Origin of the sequence: Mesorhizobium sp. M0664 (assembly GCF_040320565.1) — a bacterium.
Classification (GTDB): Bacteria; Pseudomonadota; Alphaproteobacteria; order Rhizobiales; family Rhizobiaceae; genus Mesorhizobium.
The window spans coordinates 1-20,124 of sequence record NZ_JAMYPW010000072.1; the positions used below are offsets into that span (position 1 = coordinate 1).

The following is a 20,124-nucleotide window of genomic DNA, read 5'->3' on the forward strand; positions in this document are numbered from 1 at the left end:
CTCCTTAGAACAAGAGGGACCAGCGCAGGTCTGGGGAAAGTTGCGCGCATGGTTGAAGACCTGATGTGAGTCATGCCGGCCTCGCAACACTGAAGAGGCGCCCGACTTGAAGCCCGAAATTGCCCTCTCCCGCGAGAGCCGAAACGCCTCAAACCGGGCTATTAGCCCGGACGTGAGGAGGCCCTGGCTTCGCGTGCCCCTACGCTCACCGCAAGCCATTCCTCTAGGAAACTGCTCGGGGCGAAAGCCCCCCTCGCAGGATGAAGCGCCAAGCGCCGAGATCATCCCGCTCACCCTCAGAGAGCCAGGGTAACACCGCGGACATCACTCTTTTCTAGTGTGTGCGTTTCGCAGCACTCCGGCTGGCTATCTCGCGTAAGACGGCATGAAGAAGCCTTCCAATTTCCTGTTCGGCGCGCCCGGGTGCAATTCCTGACTCGGACAACCGAACGAGAATTGTCTTGTCGGTGCTGCGCCAGAACGCATTCGCATCCTCGCCGTTCTTGGATTCGAGCACGCGGGCAACTCCCTCGACCAACTTCCGCCGCCGATACAGCGGAAATGCCCTTATGTTTGTCACCGATCACCTTACCCATTCAGTCTCGCGATTAAGCACTGACGGTTCAGAAAATCTGGTTAACGGCGCATTCTTTGTGTTGGTGAGCATGAGCGGGAGTTCTGAGGTCGGGCGGCGGCTCGGGCGCAACTGTCGAGCAGCACGGATGGGTAGAGCGACATTGGCCAATTTCCGCTCACCAGCCAAGACGGTGCGGGCCGGCAGAGCGAATGGACTTCGCTATGTGGGCCGAGCAGCCTGGAGAAATATGTTGGTCTCTGTCGGCGCCAGCCGTGGTGGGCGGGAATCGGTTCTCGGATTCAGGAGCATGCCTGCCGCACCAAAAGGCCTGCAATGCGATGGCGCGCCCAAGGGTTCAAAGCGGGGATCCACGGCCGCGGAGCATCTAATCCTTGAGGAAGAGGCTTAGCTGCAGGTATTTCTGTGACGGATCGTTAGCCGCGGTGTCCGACGTGAACAAGCCCCATGTGCGGCCTTTCCTCCAATCGTCCCTTGGTGGACGCATTGCAGCTGATACGTATATGTGTCCTGACGGTCCGCGCGCACCGGGCAACCCTGATCCCGAGCCCTGCTTGGTGCAACAGCGCTTGATCGGCCCGGTCGCACGAACTGCGGCGGGTTTTTGTTTGATTGAACACCGGTCCGCAGCGTACGTCAGGCGAACCCAGTAAACCTTCCCGTATACAAGCGCTGCCTGAGTTCACGCTATGATTGTTGTCATAGAGAGGTGATATCGACAACATATAACCGATTTGATTCTAGACGAGGCGGCTAATGGACAAAGCCGAAACCAGTTCCGGCCATACGATGTGCCGTTTGCTGCTGCTAGCGCAGAGGCATGATGGCTAAGGCAGCGTCGTCGAGGCCCCTCGAGAGCCAAGCACCGACTATGGTCGATGTAGCCCTGCGGGCTGGCGTGTCGGCCATGACGGTCTCGCGCGCTTTAAAGGACGGCGGCCGGGTTTCCAAGACCACTCGGGAAAAGATCATGGCCGCGGTCAACGAGCTGGGCTATGTGCTCGACCAGTCGGCCGGCAGTTTGTCTTCGCGCAAGACCGGATTTGTCGCGGCGATCGTTCCCTCGATCAACAATTCAAATTTCGCCGACACGGCGCGCGGCATTACCGATGAGCTGGAAAGCACGGGACTTCAGCTTCTGCTCGGATACACCGACTACACGGTCGAGAAGGAAGAGAAGCTGATCGAAGCCATGCTCCGACGTCGGCCGGAAGGCATCATTCTGACCGGCGGCGCGCATACGGACCGAGCACGTCAACTTTTGAAAAGCACCGGCATCCCGGTGATCGAAACTTGGGAGTTGCCGGCCAAGCCCATCGACCAGGTTGTCGGCTTCTCCAACGAAGAGGCAATGGGCTTCTCGTAAAAACGCTCGCCAGGAAGGGCTACCGGAAATTCGGCTACATTGGTGGTACGACCTCGCGCGACACGCGCGGCAGCCAACGGCGCGAAGGCTTCGTCCGAGCCATCGAGGAGCTCGGTCTGCCGAATGGCCGGCTTGTTTCCTTCGGCGTGCCGCCGATCTCGATCGAGCAGGGCGGGCAGGCCGTTGTCAGCATGCTGGAGCGTTGGCCTGACATTGAGGCCGTGCTGTGCGTCTCTGATCTGTCGGCTTTCGGGGCGCTGATGGAATGTAAGCGGCGTGGAATGCGGGTCCCGCAGGACATCGCCATCGCCGGCTTCGGCGACTATGAGCTTGCCGCTTTCTGCCATCCTGGCATCACCACGGTAAATGTTGATTGTTACGGCATCGGGCAGCAGGCTGCACGCCGGCTCATCCAGATCATCCGGGGTGGCGAGAAGAACCACGGACAGGAAATCGTCCTGACTGGCTATCGCGTCGTTGAGCGCGAAAGCACCTGAGTTCAGCCTAGCGCGATCTGAACCTTCATCGATTTGTTTCGGTTGCCGGCGATCTCGAAGGCCGCAACCGCCTCATCGAGCGGATAGACGTCGGTCAAGAGTGGTTTCACATCGACGCGGCGCTGGTTGATCAGATCGATTGCGAGTGCGAACTCGTCATGGAAGCGGAAGCTTCCGCGCATTTCGATCTCCTTGGAGACGATCAGGTTCTGCGAAATCGAAAGGTCGCCGCCGAGCCCCAGCTGAACGAGAACGCCGCGCGGCTTTAGGACATCTAAACCCGCCCGCACGGCGCGCTCGTTGCCGGAGGCCTCGAACATCACGTCGAAGCTGCCTTTGTTGGCATTATAGGCGACACGCTGATCGCCGAGACCTCGCAGCGCATGCCGCAGCTCACAACTTCGCTGCTGCAGAAATACGGCGATGCGTGGACGCACTCCCTGGCGATCAATGACCTTTATTTCGACTTCATGGGACCGTCGCTTGCCGCGGCCGGCAAGGCTGGCACCGACGCGCCGATCAATGTCGCTGCCGGCGATGGCTCCGAATCCGCCTATCAGCGCATCCGTGCCGGCCAGTTCCAGAAGGTAACGGTCGCCGAACCGCTCAACCTGCAGGGCTGGCAACTGGTCGACGAACTCAACCGCGCCATTGCCGGTGAAAAGTGGTCGGGCTACCTGTCGCCGCTGCACGTCGTGACGGCGGACAATGTCGAGTTCGACGGCGGCCCCAACAATGCATTTGACCCCGGCAACGGTTACCGGGACGAGTACAAGAAGATCTGGGGCAAATAGGAATTCGGCAAGGCGGGCGCCTCACGCGATGCGCCCGCAAAGCCAGACTCACGTCGTGATCGCAACTTCAGAAAATTGCTTGACCCGCCAACTGCCGGCATCGGGCGGCAGGTGATCCCAGGTAGAAAGTTAGGAAACCCTCGTCATGATCATCCGTTACGCCCTCTTCGAGGGTGAAATCCAAGCCGGACGCGAGAGCGAGTTTCGGCGGTTCGTCAAGGAGAAGCTGGTGCCGCTGTGGACGCAGTTTCCCGGAGCCGAGGAAGTGCGAGTCTTGGACGGTGCGGTGCGGGACGTGGGCGCCCCGATCTACGCCATGGCGCTCGCCATCCGGTATTCGGACATGGACAGCTGCAACCGGGCACTTCGGTCCGACGTCCGGTCTCAGAGCCGGGACGTTACCGGCGAGCTGCTCAAGATGTTCACGGGACGTGTTCATCATCATGTCTTCGAGGCCAATGAATACGCACCTGGCCAAATCTCAAAACAGCAGCAAACGGCGCACTAGCCGCAAGCCCGGCGCACCGCTTCTGAGTGAAATGTCACTGTCAATCGGCAAGACCTTGGCGATGCCAACCATGTCGTTGTCCATCATCATTGCCGGGATCGGTTGCTCCGGGCCGCAAGACCACCAAAAAATTGCGATGGTCAGGTTTGCAGTCGAGCCGACACCACGACGATGACATAGGGCAGCGCAAGGGCGACGTGGCCGAGCAGCATGGCGGACAGGCCCCGCCCAATGCCGATGCGAAGAAGAAGATCAACATCGCCGTGCCGGTGATCAGCCACGGAATGGCGATGATGCGCACCAGCCCGATCGACCAGAACGGCAGGATGCTCGTGTCCGTTATCACACTCGCGCCTATCTGGACCACGCTCAGAGAGAAGGCGTATCGCGCGCTCCGAGAAAGCCAGCGGCAGTCAATGCGGGCAAACCTGGAGCTCGAGCGCCTCACACGGATCGATGCCTTACGGGTCTCGGAAACCGGCGCTACTCGATGAGCATCTCGCGGCGGAATGGAAGCGCGCGATCCGCACGCAGAGTCAGTTGTCGCTTTTGATGATCGATGCAGATGACTTCAGGCGCTATAATGACAGCATGGCTACATGGCGGGGGATGAGGTGCTGAAGCAGGTCGCCCATGTGATCCAGAGCAGTTGCAATCGCTCCACGGATCTTGCTGCGCGATATGGAGGCGAGGAGTTCGTTGTTGTGATGGTCGATGCCTCGTTGGTCCTAACGGGCACCGTCGCGGAACGGCTCGTCCAGAGCGTGCGAGAGTTAAGCATTCCGCACGGGTCTGAGCGGGTGACCATAAGCGTTGGTGTGGCAACCACGGTACCCAATGAGAGCCATACGCCCCATGATCTCATCAACGCAGCCGACCTGGCGCTGTTCCGGGCCAAGTCGGAAGGACGAGACCGCGTCGTGTATCAAGAATAACTTAGAGCGTCCTGACAGGGGCGCATATGGATGGCGCTGACGAGCAGCTTGTGGAGGTGGCCGCCTCTCCTCGCGACCTTTTCTGATGTCTGACCGGTTGAGCCACCTCATATGTCTCACAGGCAACCCGAATGAGAATGGCCAAGGGGTCTTTTTGCATCGTGCTGCGGGAGTGATTGGACAGAACGCTTTCCTGCCGCGTGCGCTCGGTAAACGAAGAGTGAAACGAAGGGACCGCAAAGGCTCGTCTTCCGTGATCACGGAATTACCTGAATCTCCAGGCCCACTATTATTCCCGGTGGCGGACCCCAACCCGCTGGGCCGGCGTCTACTTGGCATCTACCCCAACTGCCCCCAATGACGCCGGCCACTTGCCGTGGTCGCAGTGACGCCGGCGCTCCGCCATGATCCTGAGGGTAGCCTCGACGCCGTCCATTTCAGGCATCACCAAATCCATGAGAACGAGATCCGGGAGGTCTCGTTGACAGGCCACTACGGCCTCGCGCCCTTTTACCGCGATCCAGGCGACCTGATGCCCTGGGGTTGATGTAACCAGTAGCCGCAGAAGCTCGACCGCAAGGGGCATATCGTTGACGATAGCGATCCTCATTGATGGGTCCCCAAGCTGCGCCTCATTCTGCCGCTTGGCCTGCTAGGTCGACGACCGCGTGGAGCAGTGTTTCGTCGTAGTAGTCCGCCCCGGCGTCAAGACCGCGCCTGCGATCGCGCCTTCGGCCTTCTTGCGAGCGCCGGGTTTTGTGTAGAAGTGCATGCCAGCAATTTCGGCCCATGGCCATCAAAGTCCGGTCTCATGCTACGCCCTTCAGGAGGCGACAACATTCCGCAAGCACAGCACATCACCGGCCTAGCGGCTCGCTCCGTCCCGTGCGCGGCCATTCAATCCAGCCCAACGCCCGGCATATGTCACGCTCTGACGGCCATATCTGATGCAGAATCTCCGGCCACACTTCGTCGAGCCCATCCTGTGCCGGCTCCACCATAGATTCAGACGTCACCTCGTCGCCTGGCACGCCATGCCTCTCGGCGTCGTCGGGATTGGCGTCTCGCGGGTTAAGATAACCCTGCGCGCCTTCTGTACGCGTTTGGCCGGTGGTGTCGCGGGATCTCTTGCAGCACGGCAAGCGCTGCGGCTGGATCTTCTTTGGCCGGCCAGTGCACCGCACGCATGCCGCCGCGGAAACGAGTGTTGTCATTGTCGGCACGCAGGGCGCCGGTTTCGGTATTCATGTTGAGAATTCCCCAGGTTTGAATTCCGGCTGCCAGGCCGGGTAGTCCCATGATGCGATGCTCGGCGCGGGTAAAGAATAAATCCGAAGCAGGCGGGCGACCACCCCAATGCCACCTTTCTTTCTCGCCATCTCGCTCGTTATTAATCTTACCCTTTCGTGGGAGGGCTGTGTGGTGGTGGAACAGGTGAGCAGGAATATTATCGGCAGCTTGGCGGCATGAAGAAATCTTAAAAAAATGCACTCCGAGATAGGTTTCTGGATGTGAAGCTAACGACATCTTCAATTTGATTCGTATAGAATCGCGTGTTGTGAACGGGTAGTTGAGGAGCCACCGAAATGAACGCAAAGCTCAAAAGCGAGTCCGTCGCAAGGTAATTCTTAGGATACCTTAATAACGAACCGTTGAATGATATTGCGACCAAGATCGGATGCTCACTGGCGAGTTTAAGGGTCAGCGCCAGTAAACTCGGTTGCACATGGACCCCGACGGAGGCGGCGGAATTTCGGCGTGACTTTCATGTGCCGGAACACAAACGGGAAGATTACAACCAGTTGATGATCTATGGCCGATTTGCCTGCAGATCCTTGGGTACTAACAGTGTAATCATCGGATTTAGAGTAATATTATTTCGGAGTGATACTGTCACTTGAAGATTTTCTGTGGACCACGAATAACTTTATTGTGGCTGGTGAAACTTTGGGTAGGGGTAGAAAATGACTCTGATGGATAGACACGGTGATGCTGTTTCGGGTAGGCGATACATTGCGACAACGACAAAGTATAACCATGAGGCGCATACGACGCGGCGATCTTATGTTTTTCCTCCAGATCGTGCATCGGGCGCAGGGGTCGGGGAGCCAAGAGCACGCAGCCTGGAATCTATAACCGGCATGCTTGATCGCATCGGCTGCGGCTATCTCGTGCTGAACCGCGAGAGGAAAGTGGTCGAATGGAACGCAGCCGCTCAAACCACGCTGGAGCGCCAGGGAGAAGTGGCCGATACGGCCAGCGGTCTTTCGGTGGCCTTGAGGCGGCTGATCGCGAATGTTCCGGCCCATTTCCTGCCGGGCTCACTATCGTGGGTGGTGATCCGCAGCAACGGCGACAGGCCGGTGATATTGAACGAGAACGGGTTTATCGCTCCTGACGGAACGAGCATTGTGGCGTTACTGGACCGCGAGAACAGGTCGGGGCCAAATCCTCAGACACTGCAAAAGATGTTTGGCTTGACGAGCGCGGAAACGCACTTGGCGTTGCGCTTGGCTCAAGGCGATGCGCCGCTGGAGATCGCCCGCAGTTGGCGCCTCAGCCGCACCACGATCCGCTCCCAGCTTGCCTCGCTGTTCGCCAAGACCGAAACGAAACGTCAGGCGGAACTGGTGGCTCTTCTTGGGCGCATTTCAGTTTTGCCATAAGGGCCGTCGTTTGGATCCATCTCAGCAGACAGCCAATCCCGAAACGCTTTGATCTTCCGCTGGGCGATGGCGCGGGGCGGGCAGAGGAGTATCAATCTCGAAAAAGAGATTCACTCGCAGGCACCAAAGCCGCAATGCGTCTACGGACAAGCACACAGGCACGTGGTTGATAGCTACTGCTGTGCTTAGGGTCGCCTACTTCGTAGCCCATTCATATTCCCCTGATTTGATGCGCCTCATCGGCATCGCGTTTGTAATTTGCGCCTTCTACCGCACGCACAATCCTTAGATGTCACCGGCCTCGTGGTTGCCGTATTATGCCCCGGCCGCTTGTTCTTGACGTAGTCCAAAGCCTCGACCTGCGTCCCGTCGACATCTGTGACGAGCACAAGTTTCGGCGAGAATGCGCTGGTGCCGTCGGTGCCGACGACCTTGACTATCCGTCCGCTTTCGGGTGGATGGCATCGAATTGGGTGGAAAGGGCGATATGTCGTTTTCTATTTTCTCTCTCCTCAGATTGAACCGCCGGTTGTCATGGTGTGATTATGCTTTTGCCTGCCTGTCTGTGCCCCTCATAATGGCCAAAGAACCGGATTCAGAAGCATGCTCACAACGTAACAACGAGAGAAAATTATCTTCCACGTGCTCATCAGCTCTTCTGGAAACGGCTTCATGAGATGTTCCGGGTCAGGGTCGTCAGCCAGGTCATGTAGTCTTCGGCGCCAGAATCACTGGCATACGGTTGTGGATCGTCGCCATGAGCGGATTCGGCTCACAGGTCAGCAGCTTGAAGGTGCGGATGTTGTCGCCGGTAGCGGGGGCGCGCCAATCCTCCCAGAGCGCCGCCAAGGCGAACGGCTCGCCCGACTTCATCGCGATGGCATAGGGCTGTTTGTTCTTGCCCGCGCCGAAGATGTCCTTCGATTGAAAGAAGCCGTTGATCGGCATCAGCGCGCGGCGTGACTGATAGGCGGCTTTGAACATGCCGTCGGTCTTTACGGTCTCGGTCTTGGCGTTGATCGAAGGTGCTGCGCTTCGAGCTGATGATAAAAACGTGGTCTGCATGGGCAGCCACAAGCATCAGAAGGGAGAAGCGCAGCATGAATCATTATGCGGGATTGGATGTGTCAGTGAAAGAGACCGCCATTTGCATTATCGAGGAAACAGGCCAGATTTGCCGCGAGATAAAGGTGGCGAGCCATCCGGAGGATCTGGCACGGGTGCTCAAGGAGCCCAGCTGGTGGGTTGAGCCGGTTGGGCTTGAAGCCGGGCCCTTGTCGCAGTGGTTGTTCGAAGGCCGGCCAGGGCCGGCCTGCCGGTGATCTGCATGGAGACCCGCCACACCAAGGCATTCCTTAAGGCGCAGGTGAACAACCGACCGCAATGATGCCCGCGGCATTCGCAGATGCGCAGATGATGCGGGTCAACCTGTTTCCCCCGGTGCATGTGAAGACCCTCACGAGCCAGAAGCGCCGGGCGCTGCTGACCGCCCGCAAGCTCTTGCAGGAAAAGGTCATTGCCGTTGAGAACGATCCCCGCGGCTTGCTACCGAACTTCGGAGCGGCTGCATCTCGCGTTCGAAGCCGCGCGGCTTGCATTCGGCGTACGGGACACGCACATCGCGGATTCCAGCCTACATGCGTGAGCCGGTCGCGGGGCTGCTCGACAAGGGCTGCGAGGAAGCTCGCGAAGTTGCTTGATCCCGGCAAGCGCGTGCCACTGCCGAAGTCGCCGGCGCCGTCGAGCGACACGATCTAATCTCATGGTAGTGGACCGCGACTCCACGACGCCACACTTCTGACTGCGCAGCGACGGCTGATCGGCACAGGCGGCCCGACATCCCCCCAACCCGGACGCCTGCCGCCTGTGCCAGCCCCCGCCAAGCCATTGCGAGCATCTGCGCAAGTGCCCAAATTGTCGTTAGCTTCGCATCCGAATACTTATCCGGGCGTACATATCTCGCTCTTGCACGCCGTCCTTTGGCTAATTCGGACGACCTTCGTCAGTCCATCAAAAGCACCACAGCGGGATGCAGCTTCTTCAGATTCGGCAATGATTTCGATTGCCAGGGTATGTCTGGCGTTCCACGCACGACCAGTCGAACATCGGGATGCTTGCGCACCTCGATGGTAAATTTCGCGAGCAGGTTGATGCCGGAAGAGTTTAGAAAGTGAAGATCCTTAAGATTGAGCGTAATGGAAGCGGGATTACAGTCAAGAACACTGGTCGCCAACGCCGAGATAGGCGCACCGGCCTCGGAACTGGCAAGCCGCATTGCACCGTCGAAGAAAATTTCGCTTCCTTCAGTCCACACACGGTAGTCGTCTGTCTTGATTTCCATAGCCGGGCTTCGTTTCTTCTAGTTGTGAATTTGCGAGATCGGAATAGAGGCATATGTCTCCACGCAAAGCCGATCGCTTTCGTCGGCGGCGCTGAATATCCAAGCCAGGCGTGCGCCGTAGTCGCTCATCAATGTCAGCAATCCAAGTCCGGAGCCTGCCACGTCGGGATTGGCGGCATTCTTTTCAATTCGCTGTATCAGCAGGTCCATGGGATCGCCGACCGTGAGATCCGCCAGGAGACTTTGGAATTTAGAGGCACCTTCACCATCCACGTCATTCGACACTTTGAGCTTGAAGCACGCCGAATCCATCGACGCCTCGATCAAGATCTCACCTGGTGCGCGAAACTTGACCGCATTTTCGATGAGTTCGTTGACCAGATATCCGATACTGTGCCGCACTTCTATGTAGTCATTGCGGGACGACCGGAAGCGCAACGCGAAAAGATCGGCGATGAAGTCCGCGGTCGTGGCACAATGACGCCAACTCAAGTCGAGAGGTCCGTCGAACAGCCGCACGCGACTGGCGCTCTCCTTCATCCCGGTTGCAATGTCAGGGGTACCGAACAGCGTTGTCATGGCTATTTGTGCCTTATGATCACGAGGGTGATGTCGTCGTGGATCTTCTGGATCCCGATATGGGCCATCAGATCGTCGATGATCCCGGTTTTGATATCCTCGGCGCTGCTGCCGTGACGTTTTTGTGCGCTCTGGCAGAGGCGCTCGAACCCGAACAATTCTCTGTCTTGGTCTTCGGCCTCGGTCACCCCGTCTGTGTGCAGCACGATCACGTCGCCGCTCCCGAACAGGATGTCACGCGTGGCAATGAACTTCGATATGTCATTCTCCAAGCCAACCGGCAGACCCAGATCAATTGTATCGATACGTTCAACTTCCCCATCCGCACGCACGACGAGAACGTCCTCATGCTGGCCGGATAGCGTTACCCGCTCATCCTCGAAGTCAAGAAAGGCCAACGAGAGATGCTTGCCGGTGTTCGTCCGCTCGATGTTCTTGTAGATTGCCCTGTTCAATCGATCCAGAAACTGGTGCGGGTCCCCATCGTTGGTCTCCTGCAGCGCACGTGCAACAGATTGGACCATCAGCATCAGCACGCCGCTCTCGAGACCATGACCGGTGACGTCGCCGATGCCGATCTTGACCCGTGGCCCGTTCTGCAGGACGTCGTAATAGTCGCCGCCGACCTCGTCGGCCGGCCGCATGTAGGCTGCGATCTCCAGCCCCGGAATCGCTTCGAGTTCGAACTGTTTCGGCAGGACCATCATCTGGATCTGTCTGGCGACCGCGAGTTCAGCACCAAGACGAACGTTCTCGTCCTGCAGCTTTTCGTTGAGTGCGGAAATCTCCTGATTTGCGTCCCCAAGTTCCCTGGTTCGTTCGTCGACGAGTTGCTCGAGGTTTTCGGTGTGAAAGCTGATCTGCTCAGCCATGCGGTTGAAAGCGAGCCCTGCCGCTCCAACTTCGTCGCGCGTTGGGATGCTCACTCGGACTGAATAGTCTTTGGACTGGAGCCGCTGGGCGGCGCTGGCAAGCGCCCTCAGGCCCGCGGTGATCCGCTTCGAAATTCCGAGCACGGCGGCAAAAACAATCAGAAGCGAAACGACGATCGCCGCGATCTGAAAGAGCAGGATACGGTCGGTTGCACGGGAAATACTCTTCTGCGCGGCGAATAGGGATGCATAGATCTCTCGTTCGGGAACGACGATCCCGACCGACATTATTTCGGACTTGATCGGTCCCGAACTCCACAGATTGGTCGGCTTTAATCTTTTGAGGACAACAATGTAGGGTACGCGTTCGCCCTTGTCGGCGAGCATGACATGCTGAATTACACCGTCATTGTTCCGGTCGAGAGGCAGCGACGCGATAGCCGGCTGCGTGCTTCCCCGCAGGGACCTCTCCAGGCCGGTGACGCCCTGGGTGCCCGCATCGCTCGATGAAGTCAGGCCGATGATTGCCTGGCCTGACGGATTGATCGCCACGACGTTGCCAGTCGACATTGTGAGAAAGCCGAACCCGGTCTCAGCGATCTTCACACGTTCGACGACTTCCGCGAGTTGATCGAGAGTGATGTCTGCTCCCGCCGTACCAGCGACACCGGTGCGATCGCGCGTCCACAGCGGGTGGAAAAAGCTGACGATTAGCTTTCCCGTGATCGCATCGGTGTAAGGCGCTGTCTGGGTGATATCGTCAGAGACCGGATGTGAGGCTGGATCCCTGGCCCATTGCTGCCATGACCCATAGATTCCCGGAAAGAAAAACTCCCAGAACTCTGCCTTGTTGTGGCCTGGGTAGAGCCGGTCGAAGGTCTGTGCCTGGTCCGTATACGGTACCGTCCTGAAAATCGGCCGTTCCTTTGGACCAATATAATACATTTGCAGCTTGGACGACCCGCTGGCCATGAGCGTCGGCGCAACGAGGTCCAGCACGGTGCTGTCTTCTATTTCCTGCTGAACGCTTGGCAGCGGACTGTGGTCGGCGCCCAGCAGGTAGCCCCAGACGCTGACCACGGAAGGCGCTCCCGGCAGGTTCTGCGCCCAATCGCCCCGCGAGTCGTAGACGACCTTCACGGAGCCCGGCGCCTCCTGTGAAAGCGTGGCTCCGAGCTGTTGTTGCCTGCTTGGATCGTCGATCTGGGCCTGCAGCACGCCGGCCAACGCCTTGACGTCCCCATGGACTCGATCGAGCAGCAGGTCGACGCTTAACGCTGTCGATTCGGCATAGGAACGAATGTATTCCTGGTTTGCGATCGTCAGGCCCTCACCGACTTCGGATGTGGCGTCGCGCGACAGCTTTTGAACATTCCAAAGCGCCAGGCCACCGCTCAAAAGGAGGTCGAACAATACTGCGCCGCCAACGACCAATACGAATTTCGCTCGAAAGGAGCGCAGGCCGAATCGCGGTGTAGGCTCATCGTCGGCTTTCATTGCGGCCGTCGCCCCGATGCGACCCAGATCGGCCACCCCGCATAACCCTTGGGGTGGAGCGCAGCGAAAATATGATCCTCGAAGCCCTGCCGGAAGCGCGCGACGAACTCCGGTCCATCGCCGCGTCTGGTCGCCATCTCGCCCGCATAGACGTCCGCCCAGGCCGCAATGACATCGGCGAAGTCCTGCGGATCCCCGTCCAGGTTAGTGACCATGAAGGTCTCCACACGGATGTCTTCGAATCCGGCTTCGATCAGGTATCGCCGGCTCTTGGGCCCAAGCTCGACATCCATCTCGAAATGCCCGAACAGCTTCGCCACCTCGTTGTAGGTCCAACGAATGCTTTCGGCGCGCGGCTCGCCGAGGCAATGCGAATTCTTCTCGTTGGTGATATAGACCCGCCCGCCTGGCTTGCAGATGCGGTAGAGCTCCTTGAGGATGAGTTCAGGTCGATTGAAGATTTGAAGGGAATGTCGGCAGGTGACCAAGTCGAACTGCGCTTGGTCGAGCAGCATCTCCGACGCATCGCCATAAGTATATTCGATGCCCCGAATGTCGAATTCCCGCATCACTTGTCGAGCATAGTTCAGGCTGGATATGGAGTGGTCGAGGGCGACGATCCGCGATGGCTGGAACTCCTTCTGGGCGAGCACGGCGAAATCACCGATGCCGCAACAGACATCGGCCATGACGATTCCGGGCCTCATGCCGTGTCGCGGCAAGATTGTGCGCTCGTGGCGCCAAGTCATCTTTGTCTGAGTGCGCAGGATGGGTACGAACCCGCCTTCCTCAAGAAAACCCTGCCCCGGATAGAATTCAGTGTCATACTCTTCAACCGTGATGTTCGGTTCGATTCCGCTCAGGCGACCGAATTTTCGCGAGGTCCATCCGACGACACTTGAGGTGATGACCACGAATTTGAGATCGGGTCGAGCGCGACAAGCGTCGATGATGATCCTCGAAAAGCTGTGAAACGCAGCGTTGTTCATCTGCGTCAGGCGCCTGACATTGAGGTAGAGAACGCCGCGCACATGGCCGATCGCCTCGCGGAGCAATGCTATGCTCGGCCCAAGCTCATCCATCGCCTGAGGGCGGACCACTCCCGAAATGGAGAACTCCTGGTTGTTGGCGTCGTATTGCGCCTTGAAGCGCGGGAGAAGGTCGTAAGGGCTCAATGTTGCAAGCCCTCAAGCGGAAGGTCCACGACAAGCTTGATTGCATCGCCGTCGGCGTCCTCGATCCAGAGTGTCGCGTTGTAGTCAACAGCCAATTCCAGGAGTACGACCTCGCGGCTGGGCGTGAGATCCCCAGACACCGAATTGAGATACCGCTCTCTGGCCTCCGTTCCTACGAACTGCGACACGGCTTCTTCGTAGAATTGGCGCTCCTCTGGCACGCAAGGAAATATTAACTCGATCCTATCCGTCGCGCCATGGCGAGACACCCTGCATGCCAGTTCGCCGTCGGCATGGCGAGTACGAAAGGCGACTTCCAGCAATTCGTTGAAGGCAGAGGAAAAAAGATTTGAATGGTGGACCGAGTCTGACCTGTTTTGACTGATCATCCGGGCCACGTATGTCGAGACATAATCGCAATGCTTCCAAGCGGAGATAAAAGCTTTGATTTCCATGTCGATCTGGATCATCGGCTCAAAAGTCGGCTCGCCAGCCAGGTCATGATGAACAGGTCCCATCGGCATCCTCACTTGTTCCCATCAGTATTGAGCTCTCGCGGGGTGATGGCCTGCGAGATGAAAATTTCTCCGCGCCCGTAATGAGTCTGTCTCGCATCCACTCGAAGAATTGCGCGGTATCTGCGTCGATCGTTCTAGAAATCTCCGCCTCACCATTAACGAAGGCCGCAAGGCGCTAGAGCGCTTGTTTTGATTCCTCCATCGCGCGTACCACCCTCAGCGAGGACCGCCTGATGAAACCGCTGATCGCCTCGGCTCCAAGCGGCTTTCCCAGGAAGTTGCCTTGCAGGCAATCGCAATTCTCCTTGATCAGCCACCGTGCCTGTGCCGCGGTCTCGACCCCCTCGGCAGTGACATTTATCCCGAGGCCGTGCGCCAGATTCATGATCGATCGCACGATCGTTTGGCTTTTGAGATCGGTCTCCAAGTCCGCAATAAAGTACTGATCTATCTTCAACGTATCGAAGGGAAAATTTTTAAGGTAGCTCAACGATGAATAGTATGTTCCAAAATCGTCCAGCGATATTCGTATTCCCAGGACATTCAGCGTATTCAATGTGTCTATATTGTCGATCGTCTTCTCAAGTAGAACCCTCTCGGTTATCTCAAGTTCAAGTCTGTCGGCATCAAGCCCAACTGCGTCAACAATCTGAGCGACGGTGTCCGTCAGCAAACCGCTAAGGAACTGAGCCGGCGACAAGTTCACTGCGACCGTCAGCGGGGAAGGCCACGTCAACGCCTGGCGACAAGCTTCCTCGAGCACCCATCGTCCAATCTCGTCCATCAGACCGTCGGCTTCGGCGATCGGTATGAACACGTTGGGTGGAATGATTCCGACCTCGGGGTGCCGCCACCGCAGCAGCGCTTCGAAACCGGTCACTGACGAGGGAGGCTGAATGAGCGGCTGATACTCCAGATAAAGCTCGCCGCGCTCCAGCGCGGTTCGAAGGCTGCGCCTCAGATTCTCGCGTTGCTCGAGCAAGAGCAGCATCGAACGGTTGAATGTTCGAGCGCAGCCGCGTCCATCTGTCTTGGCCGCGTAAAGAGCAATGTCAGCGGCTTTCATCAACTGTTCGCCGTCGGTCCCGTGCTCCGGCCCGAAAGCAATTCCGATACTCGAGCCGACGAACACGGGAATGCCGTTGATGACGAACGGGTCCTTGAACGCGTCGACTAGAGATCCGGCGAGGCGCTCAGCCTCTGCTGGCTGCTCCTTTCCCAATTGGATGACAGCGAACTCATCGCCGGCATACCGGTATGCGGATTCGCCGTCCTGCAGCGCGTCGCGGATACGACCCGCCGCGAGTTGAAGAAGAGTGTCGCCTGCTCCATGGCCGAGCGTGTCATTGACCGCCTTGAAATCGTCAAGGTCGATTTGCAGAAGGGCGGCTTTCGGCTTTGATCCGCCGAGGGCCGCCATTGCCTGCTGGAGCCGCTCGCCGAATCGCCGCCGATTCTGCAGTCCAGTCAGCACGTCGTGCGTCGCCTGATGAAGCAGAACTATATGCTCTTGTTCCTCCGCTGCGCTCCGCCCGCCGTCCTCCCTTAGTTCGATGATTCCCGCACCATTTGCCGTGGTGAACACAAAAACGGACCGGTGCGCTCCGCCCGATGTTCGCGGCAAGTCGATGCTGGCCGGAGAGCCGCCCTGGAACACACGAAGAAATTCATCGCGATGGCTCGTATCGAGAAAGCTCGGGTAGATCTCCCAGACGGCGGCGCCCGGCGCTACCGCGCCTCCGTACAAGCCTTTGAGCCTGGCCGCGTAGTGCGTCAGGCGAAAGTCACGGTCATAGAACGACAAAAGTTCGGTCGTGTTCGCCAAAAGGTCTGCGAAAACCCCATCGCCGACACGTGCAGCGTCGCTCGATGAAGGCCCCTCACTCTCCGTGCCGACGCCTGAAGCCTCTGAGGGCAAGGACCACCTCCATAGGCGGTGCAGACTCGCGCCCCCCAATCTAAAAATAGCATAACTGTCAAGCTTGGCAAACTTTCAAATCGCGCTCTTAATAAGACCCCCCACAGCCTAGTTCCATGTATGCTGCGCCGTGATTGGCGGCAAATTATCGATAACGATGAACCGTCACAGTTCGTTAACAAACCGTGAATTGGCGAGAATCAGCTGTGTGACTGATGCGCAGTTGGCGCGACACGAAGATATTGTGGTCCATGAGGCGGCGTGACCTTCGCCGCCCCGGGCCACCCCTCTTCTAAGTCCGCCCAATCAGCTTCGCGATCCTGTAATCAGTTTCCGAGCGCCTTGAGCCAACCTTCAAAGGAAGAGGCCTCCTGGCCTCCGGCATGCGAAACAGAGTGGGCGGGGCGCGGCAATACCACAGTACTGCGGCCTTCGCGGGGGCTGTAACCGAATTCCTTGCTGAATGCTCGGCTGAAATTAGCCGCTGAACTAAACGCAAAGGCCTCAGCAATTTCAACAATGCGCCGGCTGTCCGCAGGATCGCTAAGCGCAACATGGGCTGCCATAAGGCGGCGATTTTGTATGTAATGGAGAACGCCACCGCTCGGTTCGAACACCTGATAGAGACGAGAGCGCGATACGCCGAGCGCCCGGCACATTGATTCCGGTGTGAGACGAGCTGCATCCAAATTGTTTTGGACGTATCGACGCGCTCGCTCCATTAGAGCGACGCTCCTCAATTGTTCGGCGGCCGCAGCCTGTTCGGCCGGAGGCCCGACGCAGGCAATGATCATGCTGCGTGTTACGTGCACGATGCGGGAGAGATCTTCAGCGGTGAGACTGCGCAGCCTTGCTTCGATGCTGTTGAGGTAGTCGACCAAGAGGTTGGCAAAGTTACCGGACAGAATTGAATTGTTCTTTGCATCAAGGGTTGACGCCGCATCAGAGAACAAATCACGCGGCAGATAAAGAAAGAGACTTTCCGAGTCCGTTACCCTCCCGCGAAACGGATAGCCAAGTGATCTGATCTCCAATTTGCCCGGTCGGTTTTCCGCAACGCGGCGATCGATCTCCGTCCACGACCGGCCGGTGCGAGGCAGGACGATATACCAGTGATCGATCGAACTGGAGCGGAGCTTCGCGGCGGAACGCATGAAGCTATGTGCCGGCGCGCGCTGTTGAATCATCAGCATGCCACCGAGATTCCAAGCCGTGTGGTCGGCGGGAAAGCCATCGTTCAACGATTTGTCATCCGGCAACCTTACCTCGACAAGCGGCGCCATATGCGCTTGCCAAGCGGCGAACTGATCCTCCGGCGCCAGTTCCAGCGTTGAAAAGCGCAGAGGTTCGAACGCCGGCGCGGGCGAGGGAGCTTCCTCATTGTGGGATTGACCTTCGCGTGGCCAACGACGCCGATCACGGTCCCGCGGCTGCCCCGCACGGACCTCGTCTTGCCTCTTAGTGTCCATCGCGTGGTGCCATATCCGAATCGGGTATGCCCATGCCCCTCTCAATCATGTGGTGTACTTCGGGCATCTGGCAAGACTGGTGAACTCGAATCGACTGAAACGGCGATCATGCTGGATTACGGCAAGAAATGCATTCCAAGATAAGTTTCTGGATGTGCCGCCAACGACACTCTTCAGCCTGGTGCCTATAGAATCGGGCATCGTGGAATATTAGTTGAGGAGACCACCAAAATGGCCACTAGGCTCAACAGCGAAGCTCGTCGGAGGATAATTCTGGATGGATACGGTAACAACGAGCCGTTGAGAAATATTGCGGCAAAGGTCGGATGCTCACTGGCGAGTTTGAAAGTCACCGCCAGCAAACTCGGTTGCACTCGAACTCCGAAAGAGGCAGCCGAATTTCGGCGCGGATTTCACGTCCCGGAAAACAAGCGGCAGGATTACTATAGACTTATGATTACCGGACAATATAAGGCCCGTGAGTGTGCGCTTATGCTAGGATTAATAAAGGAGCAATCAGGAACCAAGTAAGTCATTCCTGGTCACTGCAGATGACAATGTCATTTTGACAGCCACCGCTTCAGCGGTTCATCAGCAAAAAGCCCGCCGCAAGCACGGTAGCGGGCCCTGAAAGGTTCGCACAGATGCTGCCTCGGCATTTCAATCGCACCTGCCTCAGCCCTCATGATCTGGCTATTTGCGAACGCGTGTTCGATCAGGTCTGCGCGGATGAGCATCTCGACCCTTTGGACCCGGCGGCCGAAATCTTGACAGTAATGGTCGTAGCCATTTTTCGAAATGCTCACACCACCGAGCGCGAACTACTTGCGGCTGTCAAGTCTCATTGGGAAAAGGCTGCGGGAAGGCGCGTCGCATGAATTCGTTCAATCGCGACGCGCTGTTGCCAAGACACCGGACTTGAAAACCTCGGCGGACACGGGTTCACAGTTCAATACTATTCCCTCCAGCGGTTGATATTTGCTTCGGGAGATCGTTTTTGGTGCAAGCGGACCTGCTGTCGCGGAAGTCTCGATTGCTGCCATCTTGGCGCAAGCGAGTGCGCCGATGGTTTCGCGGCTATCACCTAAGTCGCTATTCGGTCGCGTCCGTCTCGCTTTCGTCATCGATCGAGCACCGGCAAATATGAGCTCGTTTCCAGACATTCTCCCAGACCAGACATGCTCCCAGAATGGTCTCACGACTCTACGAGCCGGACTCGAAACTCGGTTACGCACGACGCGGAGCTGCCATGCGGCGAAGCATGAGGCCGATCGAGGCGATGAAGATCCACGCCTCGGCGCTGGCGATGGTCGCCTCGAAGTCTTTGGCGATGACAACGTCCCAGCCAGGCGAAAGTTCGCTCGAGGACCCATCGTCGTGGCAGCACCTCAAAGCCGTTGGCCGCGTCGGAGCGCTTGATGATTTCGATGGTCCATGTACCGAGATTGGCCAGAGCCTGCGACAGTTTTTCTCCGGCATAGCCGCCGTCGGCGAATAGATGGCGCAACCAGGGATAAGGCCGTCGAATGGAGGCGATGACGCCGACTGCCCCATCCCTGTCCTGGATGTCGGCCCGACCAAGTGTCCCCTGATGCCCCTTCCGGTCTTTGACCTTCTTGCCGGCGTCGTTACCGCGCAAACCGGCAACGTCCGTGGTCTTTGCCGATTGGCTGTCGATGACACCGGCGCTCGGGCTCGCCTCGCGACCAACTGCAGGCGTGCCGCAGCCACCAAGTGCAAGTTGATGGTCTTCCACAGCGCGTTGTCCCGCCAGGCATAGAACTAGCGTTGAACCGTCGAAACCGGCGGGAACCGGTCCGGCAATGCCCGCCATTGGCAGCCGGTCCAGGCGATGTAGAGAAGCGCGTCCACGACCGCCCGAAGTTCTGTCGTCCGCGGTCGTCCCGTTGTCTTCGTTCCCGGCAGGAACGGCTAGATCAACGCCCATTCCCTGTCCGTCAACGCGTTTGCATCTCGCTGCCCGGCGCGGCAATATCGCCGGCGGGCGGTCTCCGTCCAACCCATGTCGTGATCCCGTTCAAGTCTAGACAACTCAAACGAATCACAACGGACGGGGCCACTCAACCGCTTCCACCCCCCTCGGCATTCGTCTCCACAGTCGATCTCGGCCAGCAGTGTGCGTTGCCGAATTGGAGTTCTTTCGACCGCGCATGCTCGGTTGAATTCGAGCCTTGCCGCCGGAGGAACAGGTTCTTGCCCGTGCCGTAACCAAAGGTCGCAAATGATAATCACTTTGAACAGCCCGGTGGGACGGCATCGCTGTCAAAACCGGACATCGGACCCTTTCCTTAGGTCGTGTGGACTCTTGGGATTCCCAAGGCTGAGCAAATCAGATTCAAGGCTGTCTTTTGGAGGCAGCCATGGGTGTTCTCG

General features: G+C 58.0%; 12 protein-coding genes and 8 pseudogenes. 6 read left to right on the plus strand and 14 right to left on the minus strand.

Annotated elements, in window-relative coordinates:
• Positions 1-334: 334 nt before the first annotated feature.
• Positions 335-580 (minus strand): DUF6074 family protein, encoded by a 246-nt coding sequence (locus tag NKI39_RS32590; protein ID WP_352502895.1) that lies wholly within the window; start codon positions 578-580, stop codon positions 335-337.
• Positions 581-1,415: 835 nt separating this feature from the next.
• Here NKI39_RS32590 and NKI39_RS32595 point away from each other — a divergent pair.
• Positions 1,416-2,458, plus strand: a pseudogene (locus tag NKI39_RS32595) (LacI family DNA-binding transcriptional regulator).
• A 2-nt stretch (positions 2,459-2,460) separates the two neighbouring features.
• Here NKI39_RS32595 and NKI39_RS32600 read toward each other — a convergent pair.
• A pseudogene (locus NKI39_RS32600) lies at positions 2,461-2,811 on the minus strand (zinc-binding dehydrogenase); the annotation flags it as partial.
• Here NKI39_RS32600 and NKI39_RS32605 point away from each other — a divergent pair.
• Both NKI39_RS32605 and NKI39_RS32610 read left to right on the plus strand, forming a co-directional pair.
• A pseudogene (locus NKI39_RS32605) lies at positions 2,812-3,252 on the plus strand (type 1 periplasmic-binding domain-containing protein); the annotation flags it as partial.
• 145 nt (positions 3,253-3,397) lie between these two features.
• Positions 3,398-3,760, plus strand: coding sequence for a hypothetical protein (locus NKI39_RS32610; RefSeq protein WP_352502894.1), 363 nt, complete (start codon positions 3,398-3,400; stop codon positions 3,758-3,760).
• 143 nt (positions 3,761-3,903) lie between these two features.
• Here the strand turns inward: NKI39_RS32610 and NKI39_RS32615 are convergent.
• Positions 3,904-4,052, minus strand: a pseudogene (locus NKI39_RS32615) (ABC transporter permease); the annotation flags it as partial.
• Between the two features lie 164 nt (positions 4,053-4,216).
• Here NKI39_RS32615 and NKI39_RS32620 point away from each other — a divergent pair.
• Positions 4,217-4,695 (plus strand): annotated as a pseudogene (locus NKI39_RS32620) (GGDEF domain-containing protein).
• A 328-nt stretch (positions 4,696-5,023) separates the two neighbouring features.
• Here the strand turns inward: NKI39_RS32620 and NKI39_RS32625 are convergent.
• Together NKI39_RS32625 and NKI39_RS32630 are read right to left on the minus strand one after the other, a co-directional pair.
• Positions 5,024-5,305, minus strand: a complete 282-nt coding sequence (locus NKI39_RS32625) for a response regulator (RefSeq protein WP_352502893.1) — start codon at positions 5,303-5,305, stop codon at positions 5,024-5,026.
• 461 nt (positions 5,306-5,766) lie between these two features.
• A complete protein-coding gene (locus tag NKI39_RS32630; RefSeq protein ID WP_352502892.1) occupies positions 5,767-6,228 on the minus strand; it encodes a hypothetical protein in 462 nt (153 codons plus the stop codon).
• A 608-nt stretch (positions 6,229-6,836) separates the two neighbouring features.
• Here NKI39_RS32630 and NKI39_RS32635 point away from each other — a divergent pair.
• Entirely contained in the window at positions 6,837-7,361 is a 525-nt protein-coding gene (locus NKI39_RS32635) for a helix-turn-helix transcriptional regulator (RefSeq protein ID WP_352621304.1), read from the plus strand.
• A 632-nt stretch (positions 7,362-7,993) separates the two neighbouring features.
• Here NKI39_RS32635 and NKI39_RS32640 read toward each other — a convergent pair.
• Positions 7,994-8,387 (minus strand): annotated as a pseudogene (locus NKI39_RS32640) (SOS response-associated peptidase); the annotation flags it as partial.
• 74 nt (positions 8,388-8,461) lie between these two features.
• Here NKI39_RS32640 and NKI39_RS32645 point away from each other — a divergent pair.
• Positions 8,462-8,921, plus strand: a pseudogene (locus NKI39_RS32645) (transposase); the annotation flags it as partial.
• Positions 8,922-9,363: 442 nt separating this feature from the next.
• Here NKI39_RS32645 and NKI39_RS32650 read toward each other — a convergent pair.
• The 8 genes and pseudogenes from NKI39_RS32650 to NKI39_RS32685 all read right to left on the minus strand — a co-directional run bounded on the left by NKI39_RS32650 (position 9,364) and on the right by NKI39_RS32685 (position 19,755).
• Positions 9,364-9,702: a slr1659 superfamily regulator gene (locus NKI39_RS32650; protein WP_352502890.1), complete on the minus strand. Its 339-nt coding sequence runs from the start codon at positions 9,700-9,702 to the stop codon at positions 9,364-9,366.
• A gap of 18 nt (positions 9,703-9,720) precedes the next feature.
• Positions 9,721-10,281, minus strand: coding sequence for a slr1658 superfamily regulator (locus NKI39_RS32655; RefSeq protein WP_352502889.1), 561 nt, complete (start codon positions 10,279-10,281; stop codon positions 9,721-9,723).
• Positions 10,282-10,283: 2 nt separating this feature from the next.
• Positions 10,284-12,650: a SpoIIE family protein phosphatase gene (locus tag NKI39_RS32660; RefSeq protein WP_352837058.1), complete on the minus strand. Its 2,367-nt coding sequence runs from the start codon at positions 12,648-12,650 to the stop codon at positions 10,284-10,286.
• Positions 12,647-13,825 (minus strand): methyltransferase domain-containing protein, encoded by a 1,179-nt coding sequence (locus NKI39_RS32665; protein ID WP_352502887.1) that lies wholly within the window; start codon positions 13,823-13,825, stop codon positions 12,647-12,649. Before NKI39_RS32665 ends, NKI39_RS32660 begins: the two co-directional genes overlap by 4 nt.
• Entirely contained in the window at positions 13,822-14,343 is a 522-nt protein-coding gene (locus NKI39_RS32670) for a ubiquinone biosynthesis methyltransferase UbiE (RefSeq protein WP_502898646.1), read from the minus strand. The genes NKI39_RS32665 and NKI39_RS32670 overlap by 4 nt, the downstream gene beginning before the upstream one ends.
• A 175-nt stretch (positions 14,344-14,518) precedes the next feature.
• A complete protein-coding gene (locus NKI39_RS32675; RefSeq protein WP_352502885.1) occupies positions 14,519-16,168 on the minus strand; it encodes a putative bifunctional diguanylate cyclase/phosphodiesterase in 1,650 nt (549 codons plus the stop codon).
• Positions 16,169-16,587: 419 nt separating this feature from the next.
• Positions 16,588-17,730, minus strand: a complete 1,143-nt coding sequence (locus NKI39_RS32680; RefSeq protein ID WP_352837064.1) for a helix-turn-helix domain-containing protein — start codon at positions 17,728-17,730, stop codon at positions 16,588-16,590.
• A gap of 1,227 nt (positions 17,731-18,957) precedes the next feature.
• Positions 18,958-19,755: pseudogene (locus NKI39_RS32685) on the minus strand (IS5 family transposase).
• Positions 19,756-20,124: the final 369 nt, after the last annotated feature.